The following is a 15,835-nucleotide window of genomic DNA, read 5'->3' on the forward strand; positions in this document are numbered from 1 at the left end:
ATCATTGCGCTGGGCGCGCTAGCGTGTTGACCCGGAACGACGAGCAGGGAGGACGAGCGGTGCGACTGGTGCGCCTGGAGCGGCAGCAGTCCCGGGTGGCGGACGACATCCGGGCGGCGCTGGCATCCCTGGGCCGCGGCAGCACCGTGATCGGCGGGGTGGCCCTGGTCGGTGTGGGCGGGGTGACGGACCGCCCGATCGAGGCGGTGGTGCTGCTCCCCCACGGCGTGATCATCGTGATCGGCGTGGATCTCCCGGACCCGGCCCTGCGCCTGGAGGCCCCCCTCGGAGGCCCGTGGAAGGCGGACGGCTGGCCCCTGGTCGCGGACGACGAGTCGGTGAACCCGGCCACGGAGGCACTCGACGTTTCCCAGGCTTGCGAACGGCGAATTGCCGAATTGGTCCCGGGAACGGCCCCGGTGGGGACGATCATCGCGGTGGGGCCGTACGTGGAGACGGTCGACCAGCCGGCAACGGACCTGGCCGGCCCGGTCCGGGTCCTCCACCCGACCCCGACGACGATGCTGGCGGCAACGGTATCGCTGGCCACGGCCCACCGGCCGCGGTCGGTGGACCAGGCCCGGGCGTTGATCCGCGGGCTGGCGCCGGGGGCGCCGGAGCTGTCGGACGAGGTCCTGCTGGGTGAAGGCTTCAGCCGCTTGACGGACGACGCGCCACCGGAGTCCCTTTGGGACGGACCGGCGGCGGCTCCTGCGGCGGTGCCGGCGCCGGCCGGGGTGACGGCGGCGGGTGGGACGGATTGGCGGACCGAGACGCCGCTCCCGGTTCTCCCGGCAGCGGCCGAGGAAGCTTCTGCTTTTTCGGTTGCCGAGGGAGATTCGTCACCCGTTCAGGGTGAAGCGGACCGCCCGGCCGGGCAAGCGGAGACGGAGCAGCCGGCACGGCCGGCCTTCCCCGGCACCGAGACAACACCTCCGGCCGCCGAACTTCCCTCGCCCACTCAGGAGGAGCCAAACCGTCCCGCCGAATCCTCGGCGGGGCCGGTCTTCCCAGGCACTGAAGCCGAGGTTCCCGCGACCGAGGTTCTCTCGCCGACCGAGCCGGACCGCCCCGCAGAAGCGCCGGTGCTGCCCGGCGACGAGACCACTTCCCCGGCTGCCGAGCCCGAAGCCACCGAGGTGCTGGCCGCCGACTCCTCGACCAGGCCGGTCTTCCCCGGCACCGAGACAACACCTCCGGCCGCCGAACTTCCCTCGCCCGCCCAGGCGGAGCCAAACCGTCCCGCCGAATCCTCGGCGGAGCCGGTCTTCCCCGGCACCGAGACAACACCTCCGGCCGCCGAACTTCCCTCGCCCGCCCAGGCGGAGCCAAACCGTCCCGCCGAATCCTCGGCGGGGCCGGTCTTCCCCGGAACCGAGGCCGCGGAATCACCCCAGTCACCTGAGTCCCCGCCTTCGAGCGGCCCGGAAACAGCTGAATCATCTGCGGCCGAGACCGAGCGCACCGAAAACCTCCGCCTTCCCGCGCCGAGCAGCGAGCAGATCGGGGCGCCTGGCGGCCCCGCCGAAACCGGGCAAACACCTGCGGAATCCGCCGAACCCGAGGCAGGCAACTCCGGCCCCGCGGCACCGGCGAACTCGACCCGAACCGGAGCAGCCGAACCGCAGCCCACCGGACCGGGGCCTGCCGAAGCCGCGCCGACCAAAACCGGGCCAGCCCAGCCCGCCGAAATCGGGCCAACCAGCACCCCAGCCGACCAACCCGAGCCACCGCAAACCGCGATCCCCCCGCTGCCTTCCCCGCAGCCCTTCCCCCGCCCGCGCCCCGCCCCTGACCCCACCGCCCCGGCCTCGCGCACCGTCCGCTGGCTCCCCCTCGCCGCCATCGGGGGGCTTGTCCTGCTCGTCGTGGCCGCCATTGCCGTCGCCACCACCGGGGATGGCACCGCCGCCGCGCCCGCTCCGCCCAAGACCAGCGTCGTACAGCCTCCTCCCGCCGCCACGCCCGTCCGGAGCCTCCGGTTCGACCTCCGCGCCGCCGGTGGGGATCAGCGGTGCGCGTCGCACGCCTTCGGGGATGCCCAGGCCAGCCTGCAGCAGACCAGCTGCTCCGGCGTCAAGCGGGCCAGCTACGCCGCCACCGTCGATGGGCGGGTGGCCGCCGTCACCGTCGGGATCGTCGAATTCCCCGATGCCGCCCAGGCCGCCGCCTTCAAGGGCGTTGCCGACACCCCCGGCGGGGGCGGCGTCCTCGACCTCGCCGCCGAGACCGGCCAGTGGGGCGCCACCCCGGCCCCGCGCTTCGAGAACGCCGCCTACGCCAGCAAGCTCGACGGCTCCTCCGTCCGGCTCGTGCAGGCCGTCTGGGCGCCGGGACCGTCCACTCCGGACGACCCCGGCCTGGTCAGGGCGGCCAAGGCCGCCCTCGACCTGCCCGCCCAGTGACCCCTCAGAGCCCGTACGCCTCCAGCAGCCGCAGCCAGACCTCGCTGATCGTCGGGAACGACGGCACCGCGTGCCACAGCCGGTCCAGCGGCACCTCGCCGACGATCGCGATCGTCGCCGAGTGCAGCAGTTCCGAGACGTCCTGGCCGACGAACGTCACACCCAGGAGGACGTTCCGCTCGGTGTCGACCACCATCCGGGCCTTGCCGGTGTAGCCGTTCGCGTGCAGGGACGAGCCCGCCACCGCGATGTCGATGTCGACGACGCGGTCCGCCGAGTCCGGCCGCGCGTCCGCCAGGCCGACCGCCGCGACCTCCGGGTCGGTGAACACCACCTGCGGCACCGCGTGGTGGTCGGCCGTGGCCGTGAACGGGCTCCACGCCTCCGAGGAGACCGGTTTGCCCGCGGCCAGCGCCGCCACCGTGTCCCCCGCCGCGCGGGCGCCGTACTTGCCCTGGTGGGTCAGCGGGGCCCGGCCCGTGACGTCGCCCGCCGCGAACAGCCAGCCACCGTCCACTGCGGACACGCGGCCGGTGTCGTCCACCTCCAGGGGGTGCCCCGGCTCGATGCCGAAGCGCTCGAGCCCGGCGGTCGCCGGGCGGCGGCCGGTCGCCACCAGGAACTCGTCGACGACGAGCGCCGAACCGTCCTTCAGCGTCAGCTCGGTCCCGAACTGCCCGGCGGCCACCTGCGAAACACCCGACTCCGTGTGCACGACGACACCCGCTTCACGCAGCCCCGCCAGCACGAGGTCACCCGCGAACGACGCGGTGCGCGGCAGCGGCCGCGGGCCGCTGATCACCAGGTGGACCTCCGAACCGAGCGACGCGAACGCCTGCGCCATCTCGACGCCGACCACGCCGCCGCCGAGGACGCCGAGCCGGGCCGGCACCGAAGACGCCGACGTCGCTTCCCGCGAACCCCACGGCCGGATCGAGTCCAGCCCGGGGATCGGCGGCGTACTCGGCACGCTGCCCGTGCAGACGATCACCGCGTGCCGCGCGGTCAGCACGCGGTCGCCGCCGACGGTCACCTCCCGCTCGCCGGTGAGCTCGCCGTGCCCGCGGATCGGCTCGATGCCCGCGCCGCGCGCCCAGTCGACCTGTCCCGAGTCGTCGCCCTTGCCGGTGAACCAGTCACGCCGCGCGAACACCGCCGCCGGGTCGATCCGGTCGCCGACCGGCACGCCCGGCACCCGCTTCGCGGCGGCGAGGAGATTTCCGGGCCGCAGCAACGCCTTGCTCGGGATGCAGGCCCAGTAGGAGCACTCGCCGCCGAAGCGTTCGTGCTCGACGAGGGCGACCTTCAGGCCTCCGCGGGCCGCTCGTTCGGCGGCCACCTCCCCCACCGGACCCGCGCCGATCACCACTACGTCAAAAGTCTCTCCAGCCATGGGGTTCAGCGCACACCACCACGCGGGATCGCGCAAGCCAGCGGCTATCCTCCGTCAGGAAGTCGCAAGTTGTCGGCGGCACCGGGTGCCGTCGGTCCCGGTGCGCGCGAACACATCACACGTTCGAAGCACGGGAGGTTGTCGTGGCCAGGAACACGGCTGTGCAGGTGCTGGATGATCTGACCGGCGAGCCCGCGGCGGAGACCGTCGGGTTCGGGCTGGACGGCATCGACTACGACATCGACCTCTCCGTCGCCAACGCCGAGGCGCTGCGGGCGCTCCTGCAGCGCTACGCCGACGCCGGCCGGCGCACCGGCGGCCGCAAGAACCGGCCGCGGACCGTCCCCGGCGCGCAGAAGACCCCGCCGAAGCCGGCCACCAGCACGGCCGCGCCCACCAAGGCAGCACCCACCAAGGCAGTGACCGCGAAGGCAGCGACCGCCAAAGCTGTCCCCGCCGAGGCGAAGGCCGCCACCACGGTCAAGCCGGCCCGCGCGAAGGCCGAGCCCACCAAGAAGGCCGCGGAGCCGAAGGCCACCACCCGCGCGGCCGCGCGCAAGGTGCCGACCGTCACGTTCTCCGCGGCCGAGTAAGTCCACAACAGACAGTCAGGCCGCGCGCTGAGCGCCGTCGGCGTGCCAGGACGGGTAGTGGTAGCGGGTGTGCAGCAGCGCCCGCTGCCGCGCCAGCTCGGCCGCCGACGGCGGGCGGGGCACCAGCGTCCCGAGCAGCTGCGACGCCGCCGCCCGCACCGCGGCCTCGACCGCCGGGAAGCCGGGGCGCAGCCCGTGCTCGGCCAGCGACGCCACCGGGCTGCGGTGCGAGTCGAGCGGCCGCGGGTCCGGCGGCGCGCTGGTCAGGTAGCGGCCGACCAACCCGGCCGACGTCTCGACCAGCAGCGTCGAGTGGGCCAGCAGACCGGTCTTCGTGCGGAACACGGCGAACCCGCACAGCTTCGCGTCGCCGACGAACAGCCCGCGGTCACCGATCCGCGGCACCAGCCCGAGCTGGTCGACCGCGGCGCTCATCACCTGGCCGAGCGCCTCCAGGGGCCGGTCGGCCGGGCCGGGCAGGACCAGGGTGACGTTCAGGTTGCCGGGGTCGTGGAACACCGTGCCGCCGCCGCTGGCCCGCCGCAGCACCGGGACGCCGTCGCGGGCGCACTCCTCGATCCGCACCTCGCGGGCGATCCGCTGCCCACGCCCCACCACGACGCAAACCGGGTTGCGCCAGAGCCACAGCACGGGTGACTCGGGCGCAACCCGGAGGAGCGCTTCGTCGAAAGCGAGATTCTCGGCCGGATCCGTGAACGCCGCACGAACATCCGACCCGGTCGTCATAGCGCCTTGAGTTCCTCCACGATCTCGCCCACCGACGACTTGGCGTCCCCGAAGAGCATGCTGGTCTTCGGATCGTAGAACAGGTCGTTGTCGATGCCCGCGAAGCCCGAGGCCATCCCGCGTTTCAAGACGATCACGGACCGGCTCTCGTTGACCTTCAGGATCGGCATCCCGTAGATCGGCGAGCTCGGGTCGGTCTGCGCGGCCGGGTTCGTGACGTCGTTCGCGCCGATCACCAGCGCGACGTCGGTCTGGGCGAACTCGGAGTTGATCTCGTCCATCTCCTTGAGCTGCTCGTACGGCACGTCGGCCTCGGCGAGCAGCACGTTCATGTGCCCGGGCATCCGGCCGGCCACCGGGTGGATCGCGTACGCGACCGTGATGCCCTTCTTCTCCAGCAGCTTCGCCATCTCGCGGACGGTGTGCTGCGCCTGCGCCACGGCCATGCCGTACCCCGGCACGACGACGACCTTGCTCGCGTAGGCCATCTGGATCGCGGTGTCGGCCGCGCTGGTCGAGCGCACCGGGCGCGCTTCCTTCGTACCGCCGCCGGCCGCCACCGCGGGACCGCCGCCGAAGCCGCCCGCGACGATGGCCGGGATGGACCGGTTCATCGCCTTGGCCATCAGGTTGGTCAGGATCGAGCCGGACGCGCCGACGATCATGCCGGCCACGATCAGCGCGGTGTTGTCCAGCGCCAGGCCCATCGCCGCCGCCGAAAGCCCGGTGAAGGCGTTGAGCAGCGAAATCACCACCGGCATGTCCGCGCCGCCGATCGGCAGCACGACGGTGAGCCCGAGGACGCCCGCCGCCACCAGCAGCCCGATGATCAGCAGCTCGCTGTCGTTGCCGGCGACGATGAGCACCGCGCACACGACCGCGACCGCCAGGAGCAGCAGGTTGACCGGCTGCTGGAGCTTGCCCAGGGTGATCGGGCGCCCGCTGATCAGCTCCTGGAGCTTGCCGAACGCGACGTTCGAGCCCCAGAAGGAGATGGACCCGATGATCGCGGCGAACAGCGACGCGATGGCGATGTACACCGGCTCGTGGGCGTAGCCGTCGGTGGAGTTGAACTCGACCCAGGCGATGAGCGCGACCGCGCCGCCGCCGACGCCGTTGAACAGCGCCACCATCTGCGGCATCGCGGTCATCTTGACCTTGCGCGCCGACGGGACGCCGACGACCACGCCGATCCCGACGCCGAGCGCGATGAGCACCCAGTTGCCCATCCCCGGCGTGAGCAGGGTGGCGACGACGGCGATGCCCATGCCGACCGCGGCGATCCAGTTGCCGCGGACGGCGGTGCGCGGGCCGGTCAGGCCCATCAGGCCGTAGATGAAGAGGGCGAAGGCGATGATGTAGAGGATCGCGATGAAGTCGGTCACTTCTCGTCCTCCTCGCCGGCGACGGGCTTCTTCGCCTTGAACATCGACAGCATCCGGTCGGTGACCAGGAACCCGCCGACGACGTTGATGGTGCCGAAGGCGATGGCGATCACCAGCAGGATCTTGTTGAACACGCCGTCGACGCCGAGGCCGAGCACGACCAGCCCGCCCAGCAGCACGATGCCGTGGATGGCGTTCGTGCCGGACATGAGCGGGGTGTGCAGGGTGTTGGGCACCTTCGAGATGACGGCGAAACCGACGAACCCGGCGAGCACCAGCACCGCGAGGTTCTGCACCAACGGACTCACGACGCGCTCCCTTCGCGCCCGGCCACGCAGGCACCGGCGACGATTTCGTCCTCGAAGTTCAGCTCCAGCGCGCCTTCCTTCGTCACGAGCAGCTCCAGCAGCTCGACGACGTTGCGCGCGTACAGCTCACTGGCGTGCGACGGCATTTCGGCGGGCAGGTTCAGCGGGGACGAGATGGTGACGTCGTGCTCCACGACGTCCTCGCCCGGCTTGGTCAGCTCGCAGTTGCCGCCGCTCTCGCCGGCGAGGTCGACGACGACCGACCCGGCAGGCATGCCCTTGACGGCGTCCGCGGTGACCAGCGTCGGCGCCTTGCGGCCCGGGACCAGCGCGGTGGTGATCACGACGTCGAACTTCGTGATGGCCTCGGTGAGCCGCCGCTGCTGCTCCTCGCGCTCCTCGGCCGTCAGCTCGCGGGCGTACCCGCCTTCGCCGACCGCCTCGATGCCGAGGTCGAGGAACTGCGCGCCGAGCGACTTGACCTGCTCGCCGACCTCGGGCCGGACGTCGTAGCCGGTGGTCTGCGCGCCGAGCCGTTTCGCCGTGGCGAGCGCCTGCAGGCCCGCGACACCGGCGCCGAGCACCAGCACCTTGGCCGGCGGGACGGTGCCGGCCGCGGTGGTGAGCATCGGGAAGAACCGCGGGAGCTTCTGCGCCGCCAGCAGCACGGCGCGGTAGCCGCCGATGCTGGCCTGCGACGACAGCGCGTCCATCGCCTGCGCCCGGGAGATCCGCGGGATCGCCTCCATCGCGAAGGCGCGCAAGCCCGCTTCTTCGAGCTTCGCGATCCCCTCCGGGTTGCCGCGTGGATCGAGGAAGCCGACGAGCACGGTGCCCCGGCTCAGTTTCGCGACTTCCGCGGCCGAAGGCGGGTTGACCTTCACGACGATCGGCGCGCTCCAGGCGTCCCCGAGCTCGGCACCCGCTTGGGTGTACGCGTCGTCACTCAGGTGCGCACCGGCGCCGGCACCCGGCTCGACGACGACGCGCAGCCCGCGCTGCGCCAGCCGCCCGACGAGCTTGGGCACCACGGCCACCCGCCGCTCCCCGTGGCGTGATTCGGTCACCACACCCACGGTGAGCTGCTGACTCTGTTCGCTGTCGGTCACACGACCTCCTCATCGGCGAGGCACGATCCGAGGGTTGTACCACGTCGGACCGACAGTCCCCAGTGACGTGGGTCGCAAGTCTCGCGGTTGTGCCAGAAGATACGAGTGGCCGCGGGGAAACGTTCAGCTGCTTTTCCAGTGCGGGACGCCGAGCAGGACCAAACGCAGCCGCTTTTCCGCCGTTCCGGTGATTTTCGGGTCCTGACCTGGGCGGGCTTCCAGCAGTTCGACAATGGTCGTCAGCATCACGGAAACGATCAAGTCGGCCAGCATGTGCAGGTCTTCGGTGCTCCACTCGCGCAGCTTCGGGAACCGCGCGAGGTCGATCGCGAGATCACCGGAAAACAGGCGCAGTTCGACGCCGATCGCCTCGGCGAGCGAGCCGCCGGCGTACCGCTCGCGGGTGAGGAACCGGAAATGGTCCTCGTGCGCCCGGACGAATTGGTGCAGCGTCGCCACCGACGCGCTGATCATCCCCTGGTAGCTCTCCCGGTCCGCGCGGGCGGAGCGGATCATGCCGCGCAGCGTGCGCGTCGCCTCTTCGACGAGCGCGACGCCGAGGTCCTCCATCGAGGCGAAGTGCCGGTAGAAGGCCGTCGGGACGAGGCCGGCGCCCTTCGCGACCTCGCGCAGGGAGAGCGTGGCGAACGGCCGGTCGGCCAGCAGCTCCAGGGCAGTGTCCAGCAGTGCCTGGCGCGTGCGCAGTTTGCGCTCCTGGCGGCTCACCGGCGTCAGTGGTTCGGACACGTCTTCCAGCGTACGGGTGTCCACCGCGTTGCTCACGTCACATCCTCGGGGTCTCGCGTTGACAGCGTGTCCACTCCTGCAGTGCACTATTGAGTGTACAGCCGTTCACTGTAATCGAGGAGGTCCCCGATGACGGCGCTCATCCCCCGGCGGGTGCGCGGCCTCGCCTCGCTGGCCGAGGCGCTGCTGACGCCGCACGGGATGGACCGGTACCTGGAGCTCGTCGACCCGATGCTGGTCCGCCGCGAGATCCGCGGGCTGGTCACGGCGGTGCGCAAGCAGACGCCGGACACCGTCACGCTCACCGTCCGGCCGAGCCGCGCGTGGCCCGGCTTCACCGCCGGCCAGTACGTCCGCGTGCAGGTCGAGATCGACGGCGTCCGGCGCACGCGCTGCTATTCGCCGTGCGGTTCGCAGCACGACGGCGAGCTGGAGTTCACGGTCAAGGAGCAGGGCCTGGTCTCCGGGCACCTGAACCGCGCGATCGGTGTCGGCTCGGTCGTCAACCTGTCCACTCCGGACGGTGCGTTCACGTTGCCTGCGACCCGGCCGGACCGCGTGCTGCTGATCGCGGGCGGCAGCGGGATCACGCCGGTGCTCGCGATGGCGCGCACCCTGGTCGACGAGGGTCACCCCGGCGAAATCGTGTTCGTGCAGTACTCGAACGGCCCGGCCGACGCGCTGTACCGCACCGAACTGGCCGAGCTCGCCACCCGGCACCCCGGGCTGCGGGTCGTGCACGCCTACACCCACACCGAGGGCGGTGACCTGAACGGGTTCTTCACGCCGGAGCACCTGGCGCGGGTCGCGCCGTGGTTCCGCGACGCGGAGACGTTCGTCTGCGGCCCCAAGCCGCTGATGGACACCGTCCGCGAGGAGCTGGGTGAACGCGTGCACACCGAAGAGTTCACGCCGCCGGCGTTGACCTTCGACACGGCGGACGCCGAGGGCCGGGTGCGGTTCCGCCGCAGCGGCCGGGAGTGCGCCAATTCGGGGAAGCCGTTGCTGGAGCAGGCCGAGGAGGCCGGGCTCTCGCCGGAGCACGGCTGCCGGATGGGCATCTGCTTCTCCTGCACCCAGCTGAAGACCGCCGGGCGCGTCCGCAACGCGCGCACCGGCGAGGTGTCCGGCGACGAAGACGAAGAAATCCAGCTCTGCATCTCCGTCCCGGTCGGGGACGTCGAGATCGACGCTTAGGGAGAACTGCCATGACCGGTCTGCAGGACCGCCTGACCCCGGAACAGGTCGAGGAGTTCGGCCGCGAGCTCGACGCGCTGCGGCAGCGGATCGTCGACGACCTCGGCCAGGAAGACGTCGACTACATCCACACCATCATCAAGACCCAGCGCGGCCTGGAGGTCGCCGGGCGGGCGCTGCTGTTCGCCGGCTTCTTCCCGCCGGCGTGGCTGGCCGGCGTCGGCGCGCTGTCGCTGGCCAAGATCCTGGACAACATGGAGATCGGCCACAACGTCATGCACGGCCAGTACGACTGGACGCGCGACCCGGCGCTGAGCTCGCAGCGGTTCGAGTGGGACACGGTGGCGCCGGCGGAGAACTGGCGGCACTCCCACAACTACATCCACCACACGTACACGAACATCGTCGACAAGGACCGCGACGTCGGCTACGGCATCCTGCGGATGGACACCGCCCAGAAGTGGCACCCGTACTACCTGGGCAACCCGGTGTACGCGACGCTGCTGGCGATCTTCTTCCAGTGGGGCGTGATGCTGCACGACCTCGAGGTCGAGAACGTCGTCAAGGGCACGCGGAGCTGGGCGGACAACGTGCCGGTGCTGCGGCGGATCGCGCGGAAGGCGTCGCGGCAGATCGGCAAGGACTACGTGCTGTTCCCGCTGCTGACCGGCCCGCTGGCCCCGCTGACGTTCCTCGGCAACGCGACGGCGAACCTGACCCGCAACCTGTGGGCGTTCGCGATCATCTTCTGCGGCCACTTCCCGGCGGACGTGGAGAGCTTCACGGAGGAGGAGACCGCGTCCGAGTCGCGCGGCCAGTGGTACCTGCGCCAGATCCTGGGTTCGGCGAACATCACGGGCGGCCCGCTGTTCCACATCCTGAGCGGCAACCTGTCCCACCAGATCGAGCACCACCTGTTCCCGGACATCCCGGCGCGCCGCTACCCGCAGATCGCCGGCGAGGTGCGGGAGATCTGCGAGAAGTACGGACTGCTGTACCACACGGGCCCGCTGCGGAAGCAGCTCTGGTCGGTGGCGAAGAAGATCGTGAAGCTGGCCCTGCCCGCCCCGCAGTCCCCGGCTACCGTGGAACCCGACCGGCAGCTCCGAGCAGCGTGAGGGTGACATGGTGGGCCAGTTCGAGCGAGAGAAGGACACCCTGCAGGTGATCACCGAATCAGCGGCGACGCACGTCGGCAACATAGCGTCGATCATCACGGGAGCGATCCGCGACGTCGCCCGGGAGACGGGCGAGTGGCTCACGGACGTGATCGAGATGCGGGAAGCGGCCCAGCGCGCCCGCGAGGACGACCCGGACGCCCTCTGAGCTCTGAACGGGTCATCCACAGGCTTTCCGGGTTGTGGATGACCCGTTCCACGGGGGCGGCGCGGGTGCCGGGACTGTCGGTGCCCGCCGGTAGCGTGGAAGACGGGGGGCGCCCCCGCGGGCCGGAGCTGCCGACGACCGGCGCGATCCCCGCGTGCGCAGCCGGATGAGGCGAGGTTCGGGGCATCGCCGACCTTGAGCGGGCGACGAGCGGGCCGGGCGGGCGGGCCACGCTCGGGCTGCGAGCGCGCCAGGCTCGGGCTGCAAGCAAGCAAGCCAGGCTGCTGGCTGCGAGCCAGGCTAGGGATGCCGCTGATCACCACCATCGGGTTCGCCGTCCCCGACCACCAGCCGATCCGGCCGGTGCGCGGCCACCCGGCGGCCTCACGCCCCGGCCTCCCCGGCCCCGACTCGGGGGAAAACCGGATGGGCCCGCCACCCGCCCCACGCGAAACTGAATCCGTGACCAGCCCCCACCCGCTCCGCCGCCTCCTGGGCCCCGTCTCCGCGCGGGACTTCTGCGCCGAATACCTCTGGCTCTGCCTCGCCGGCCCGCTCACCGCGTTCTCGCTCTTCACCTTCCTCGCCGTCCTCGCGCTCGGCCTCTGGCTCACCCCCGTCCTGCTCGGGTTCCTCGTCCTCGCCGGCGCCGTCTTCTACGCCCGCGGGCTCGGCGCCGCCCACCGCCGGCTCGCGAGAGCCCTTCTCGGCGTCAGCGTGCCCGCTCCCGGGCGGCCCGAACTCAAGCCCGGGCTGTGGAGCTGGGTGAAGGCGCGCGTCGGCGATGCGGCCGGCTGGCGCGCCGCCGGTTACCTCCTCCTGCGCCTCCCCTCGCCTTCGTCGGCCTGTTCACCGTCACGAGCGCGACCGTCTACGGTCTCGCCGCCACCACCTTCTCCCTCTTCTGGTTCCCGCTCGGCGAACACGACCTGCCTTCCTTCGGCATCCGCGCCGACCACTGGCCCGGCGCGCTCGCCTGGTCCGCGTCCGGCCTCCTGGTGCTCGTCGCCCTCCCGTGGGTCACGCACGCCTTCGTCTCGCTCGACCGGCTGCTGGTCGTCGGCCTGCTCGGCACGCGGGAGCTGTCCGCACGCGTCCGCGACCTCGAAGCCAGCCGGGCCACCGCGGTCGAGGACGCCGACCTGCGGCTGCGGCGCATCGAACGCGACCTCCACGACGGTGCGCAGGCCCAGCTCGTCGCCCTCGCGATGAAGCTCGGGCTGGCGAAGGACGAACTGGAGCACGCCGACCTCCCCCAGGTGCAGCAGCTGGTCACCGCGGCGCACGCCAACGCCAAGCAGGCGCTGACCGAGCTGCGCGACCTCGCCCGCGGCATCCACCCGCCCGCCCTCGACGCCGGCCTCGACGTCGCCCTCGCCACGCTCGTCGCGACCTCCGGGATCGACGCGCGGGTCGCGGTCGACCTGCCGCGCCGCCCGCCGCCGTCGCTGGAGACGATCGTCTACTTCAGCGCCGCCGAACTGCTCACGAACGCCGCGAAACACGGCGGGACCACCCTGGTCGAAGTCACCGAAGAGCAGGACGTCCTGCAGCTGCGGGTGCGCGACAGCGGCCCCGGCGGCGCGCGGACGGTGCCGGGCGGCGGCCTGGCCGGCGTCGCCGAGCGGCTGCGGACGGTCGACGGCGAGCTCACCGTCTCCAGCCCGCCGGGTGGTCCGACCGAAGTCTCCGCGCGGGTGCCGTTGCCCCGCTAGGGTCGCGGCATGCGGATCGTCATCGCGGAGGACTCCACCATCCTGCGCCAGGGTCTCGTCGAGCTGCTGACCTTCCGCGGCCACGAGGTCGTCGCCGCGGTGAAGGACGCCGGCACCCTGCGCGAAGCGGTCGGCGACCACACCCCCGACGTGTCCATAGTGGACATCCGGATGCCGCCGACGCACACCGACGAGGGCCTGCGGGCGGCGATCGCGCTGCGCCGCGAGCTCCCCGGCTGCGCGATCCTGCTGTTCTCCCAGTACGTCGAGACGAAGTACGCGGCCCAGCTGCTGGCCGACCGCGCGGGCGGCGTCGGTTACCTGCTCAAGGACCGCGTCGCCGAGGTCTCCGACTTCCTCGACGCCCTGCGCCGGGTCGCGGACGGCGAAACCGTCCTGGACCCCGAGGTCGTCAGCCAGCTGTTCTCGGCGACGCGCCGGACGGACGCGCTCGGCGGGCTCACCCCGCGGGAGCGCGAAGTGCTGGGCCTGATGGCGGAAGGCCGGTCGAACTCCGCGATCGCGACCGGGCTGTTCCTGTCACCGGGCTCGGTGGAGAAGTACGTGACGTCGATCTTCGGCAAGCTCGGCCTGCCAACCTCCGAGGGTGACAACCGCCGGGTGCTCGCCGTGCTGCGCTACCTCGAATCCTGAACCCGCGGAGGAGCCCGCGGCTCCCTAGGCTGGGCCCATGTACTCCACCGAGATCGAGGTCCGCACCGGCTCCGAAGCCGTCGTCCACGACCTCACCCACGAAGCCGAGGCCTTCCTGCGCGACGCCGACGCGACCGACGGGCTGCTGCACGTCTGGGTCCCGCACGCCACCGCCGGGCTGGCCATCCTGGAGACCGGCGCCGGCAGCGACGAAGACCTGCTGACCGCGCTCGACGAGCTGCTCCCCCGCGACGGCCGCTGGCGGCACCGGCACGGGAGCCCGGGTCACGGCCGTGACCACGTGCTCCCGGCGCTGGTGCCGCCGTACGCGACGGTGCCGGTGCTCGGCGGCGTCCTGGCGCTGGGCACCTGGCAGTCGATCTGCCTAGTGGACACCAACCTCGACAACCCCGTCCGCAAGGTGCGGTTCAGCCTCCTGGCGGGCTGACCGGGCCGGCCAGAGCGCCACCGCCAGGCCCGCGGCCAGCAGCGCGCCGAGCACCCACAGCGCGGTCGTCACGTCGGGCGCGTCCGGCACGCCCTGCAGCAGGCTGCGCAGGCCTTCGGTGGAGAACCGGAACGGCGTCCACGACCACAGCAGCGCGCGGTAGGCCGGGTTCAGCAGCTCCGGCACCTGCCCGGCCACCGCGGGCGCGACCAGGTACAGCGGGGCCAGCACGGCCATCGCGCGCAGGCCCAGCAGGCGCAGCAAGCCGGCCTGCAGCGCCGCGAACGCCGTGGCGGCGAGGAAGACGAAGCCGAGGACGTCCGCGGTCAGCGGCAGCGTCGAGTCCCACAGCGCGAAGAAGCCGGCCACCACCCCCGTGATCAGCACACCGGCCCCGGCGACCTGCAGGAACCGGGCGGCCGCCCCGACCGTGCGGCCGGACCGCTTCGCGAGCTGGATCAGCCCGAGCCCGGCGACGAGCGCGCCGATCCACGCCAGTGCGCTCGCGGCCAGGGGCGCGACCCGGCCCGCGAGGCTCACCGGGTGCAGGACCTCCTGCTCGGGCGGGCCGGCCAGCGCGGTCGCGGCGCCGGTCAGCGCCTGCTGCGCGACCTGGGTGCCCGCCGGGTTGACCGCGCCCGACGTCACGACGGTGGCGGACGGTCCCGGCCCGAGTTCGAGCACGCCGTAGACCTTCTTGTCCTCCAGCAGCTGCCGCGCTTCGGCCGGCGGCGCGACGGTCCAGGCGAGCTGGCCGCCGCCGTGCGCGGCGATGCGCTGCGCGATCTCCGGCGGGGCGGCGACGGCCACCGGGACGCCGTCGGGCGCGACGGTGGCCTGCGCACCGAAGGTGAGGAATCCGAGCACCACCGCCACCAGGGCGCCGGCCAGGGCGGCGACCAGGGCGAGCGCCCCTGCGGGACGGGTCATCACTGCCTCCACTTATTCGTCACTCGTTGAATTACGCCTCAAGGTACGACCCGGCCGCCAGAAAGTCAACGCGTGTTGAATAGCGTCCCCGGTAGCCTCGGACTCGTGACGAAGAAGCGGCTGGTGCTCTGGGACATCGACCACACGCTCGTGGACTTCTCCGAACTGGGCGCGGCCTGGTACGGGACGGCGTTCACCGCCGCGACCGGGACGGAGCTGCGCGTGCACCCGGTGTTCGGCGGCCGCACCGAACGGGCGACGACTACCGACCTGCTCACCGCGAACGGCTTCGAAGCCGCCGAGGAGACGATCCAGGCGCTGTTCAAGGCTCTGGTGGCGGAGTCCGAGCGCCACCGGCACACGTTCGCGGAGACCGCCCGCGCGCTGCCGGGCGCGGCCGAGGCGCTGGCCGCGTTCGCCGCCGAGGGCGACGTCGTGCAGACGCTCGTCACCGGCAACCTGCCGGAGATCTCCCGCCACAAGCTCGCCCCGTTCGGCCTGGACGAGCACCTGGACCTGGAGATCGGCGGCTACGGCACGCTCTCGGTGCACCGCCCGGACCTGGTCCCGCACGCGGTCGGGCTCGCCGCGGCCAAGCACGGCACCGAGTTCGGCGCGGACGCGGTGGTCGTCATCGGCGACACGCCGAACGACGTCCGGGCCGCGGTGGCCAACGGCGCAGTCTCGGTCGCCGTCGCCACGGGGCACTACTCGGCCGAAGAACTGCTGGCCGAGGGCGCGGACACGGTGCTGCCCGACCTCACCGACACCGACGCGGTCCGGCGCGCGGTCTTCGGCTGAGTCAACCTTCGGAGGGGGAAACCCTCAGCCGAAAGGACGACACCCCTAGGGGAAATCTCGTTCCCTTGCCCGATGTC

The 15,835-nt window shown here is 72.1% G+C and carries 17 protein-coding genes; 10 read left to right on the plus strand and 7 right to left on the minus strand.

Going from position 1 to position 15,835, the window contains the following annotated elements:
* Nucleotides 1-59 precede the first annotated feature (59 nt).
* The gene (locus HUT10_RS16555) at nucleotides 60-2,405 is read left to right on the plus strand and encodes a hypothetical protein (RefSeq protein WP_176172032.1); all 2,346 of its coding nucleotides are present in this window, start codon (nucleotides 60-62) and stop codon (nucleotides 2,403-2,405) included.
* A 4-nt stretch (nucleotides 2,406-2,409) separates the two neighbouring features.
* On the opposite strand, the gene HUT10_RS16560 is transcribed toward HUT10_RS16555, so the two are convergent.
* On the minus strand, nucleotides 2,410-3,798 hold the full coding sequence (locus HUT10_RS16560) for an NAD(P)/FAD-dependent oxidoreductase (RefSeq protein ID WP_176172033.1): 1,389 nt from the start codon (nucleotides 3,796-3,798) through the stop codon (nucleotides 2,410-2,412).
* Between the two features lie 143 nt (nucleotides 3,799-3,941).
* Here HUT10_RS16560 and HUT10_RS16565 point away from each other — a divergent pair, with 143 nt between their 5' ends.
* Nucleotides 3,942-4,391: a histone-like nucleoid-structuring protein Lsr2 gene (locus HUT10_RS16565; protein ID WP_254896901.1), complete on the plus strand. Its 450-nt coding sequence runs from the start codon at nucleotides 3,942-3,944 to the stop codon at nucleotides 4,389-4,391.
* A 15-nt stretch (nucleotides 4,392-4,406) separates the two neighbouring features.
* Here HUT10_RS16565 and HUT10_RS16570 read toward each other — a convergent pair whose 3' ends face one another.
* From HUT10_RS16570 to HUT10_RS16590, 5 genes are all read right to left on the minus strand, one after another.
* On the minus strand, nucleotides 4,407-5,138 hold the full coding sequence (locus HUT10_RS16570) for a lipoate--protein ligase family protein (protein WP_176172034.1): 732 nt from the start codon (nucleotides 5,136-5,138) through the stop codon (nucleotides 4,407-4,409).
* Nucleotides 5,135-6,523, minus strand: a complete 1,389-nt coding sequence (locus HUT10_RS16575; RefSeq protein WP_176172035.1) for an NAD(P)(+) transhydrogenase (Re/Si-specific) subunit beta — start codon at nucleotides 6,521-6,523, stop codon at nucleotides 5,135-5,137. Before HUT10_RS16575 ends, HUT10_RS16570 begins: the two co-directional genes overlap by 4 nt.
* Nucleotides 6,520-6,822: an NAD(P) transhydrogenase subunit alpha gene (locus tag HUT10_RS16580; protein WP_093952148.1), complete on the minus strand. Its 303-nt coding sequence runs from the start codon at nucleotides 6,820-6,822 to the stop codon at nucleotides 6,520-6,522. Before HUT10_RS16580 ends, HUT10_RS16575 begins: the two co-directional genes overlap by 4 nt.
* 5 nt (nucleotides 6,823-6,827) lie before the next feature.
* The gene (locus HUT10_RS16585; protein ID WP_176172036.1) at nucleotides 6,828-7,940 is read right to left on the minus strand and encodes a Re/Si-specific NAD(P)(+) transhydrogenase subunit alpha; all 1,113 of its coding nucleotides are present in this window, start codon (nucleotides 7,938-7,940) and stop codon (nucleotides 6,828-6,830) included.
* 123 nt (nucleotides 7,941-8,063) lie between these two features.
* Nucleotides 8,064-8,723, minus strand: coding sequence for a TetR family transcriptional regulator (locus tag HUT10_RS16590; RefSeq protein ID WP_176172037.1), 660 nt, complete (start codon nucleotides 8,721-8,723; stop codon nucleotides 8,064-8,066).
* Nucleotides 8,724-8,816: 93 nt separating this feature from the next.
* Between HUT10_RS16590 and HUT10_RS16595 the strand changes: the two genes are divergently transcribed.
* From HUT10_RS16595 to HUT10_RS16620, 7 genes are all read left to right on the plus strand, one after another.
* Nucleotides 8,817-9,884, plus strand: a complete 1,068-nt coding sequence (locus tag HUT10_RS16595) for a ferredoxin reductase (protein WP_176172038.1) — start codon at nucleotides 8,817-8,819, stop codon at nucleotides 9,882-9,884.
* 11 nt (nucleotides 9,885-9,895) lie between these two features.
* Nucleotides 9,896-11,002 carry an acyl-CoA desaturase gene (locus tag HUT10_RS16600; protein ID WP_176172039.1) on the plus strand — a complete coding sequence of 369 codons (1,107 nt, stop codon included), beginning with the start codon at nucleotides 9,896-9,898 and terminating at the stop codon, nucleotides 11,000-11,002.
* 7 nt (nucleotides 11,003-11,009) lie between these two features.
* Complete coding sequence (locus HUT10_RS16605) at nucleotides 11,010-11,210, plus strand: hypothetical protein (RefSeq protein WP_176172040.1); 201 nt, start codon at nucleotides 11,010-11,012, stop codon at nucleotides 11,208-11,210.
* Nucleotides 11,211-11,636: 426 nt separating this feature from the next.
* Entirely contained in the window at nucleotides 11,637-12,422 is a 786-nt protein-coding gene (locus tag HUT10_RS51015; protein WP_254897473.1) for a sensor domain-containing protein, read from the plus strand.
* Nucleotides 12,419-12,925 carry a sensor histidine kinase gene (locus HUT10_RS51020; RefSeq protein ID WP_254896902.1) on the plus strand — a complete coding sequence of 169 codons (507 nt, stop codon included), beginning with the start codon at nucleotides 12,419-12,421 and terminating at the stop codon, nucleotides 12,923-12,925. Before HUT10_RS51015 ends, HUT10_RS51020 begins: the two co-directional genes overlap by 4 nt.
* 9 nt (nucleotides 12,926-12,934) lie before the next feature.
* Complete coding sequence (locus HUT10_RS16615; protein WP_176172041.1) at nucleotides 12,935-13,579, plus strand: response regulator transcription factor; 645 nt, start codon at nucleotides 12,935-12,937, stop codon at nucleotides 13,577-13,579.
* Nucleotides 13,580-13,616: 37 nt separating this feature from the next.
* The gene (locus tag HUT10_RS16620; protein ID WP_014466759.1) at nucleotides 13,617-14,027 is read left to right on the plus strand and encodes a secondary thiamine-phosphate synthase enzyme YjbQ; all 411 of its coding nucleotides are present in this window, start codon (nucleotides 13,617-13,619) and stop codon (nucleotides 14,025-14,027) included.
* Here the strand turns inward: HUT10_RS16620 and HUT10_RS16625 are convergent.
* Complete coding sequence (locus HUT10_RS16625) at nucleotides 13,965-14,957, minus strand: ABC transporter permease (protein ID WP_176172042.1); 993 nt, start codon at nucleotides 14,955-14,957, stop codon at nucleotides 13,965-13,967. The genes HUT10_RS16620 and HUT10_RS16625 overlap by 63 nt on opposite strands.
* Nucleotides 14,958-15,062: 105 nt before the next feature.
* On the opposite strand from HUT10_RS16625, the gene HUT10_RS16630 reads away from it, so the two are divergent.
* A complete protein-coding gene (locus HUT10_RS16630; protein WP_176172043.1) occupies nucleotides 15,063-15,758 on the plus strand; it encodes a haloacid dehalogenase-like hydrolase in 696 nt (231 codons plus the stop codon).
* Nucleotides 15,759-15,835 lie beyond the last annotated feature (77 nt).

The sequence above is a fragment of the Amycolatopsis sp. Hca4 genome (genome assembly GCF_013364075.1).
GTDB lineage: Bacteria > Actinomycetota > Actinomycetes > Mycobacteriales > Pseudonocardiaceae > Amycolatopsis.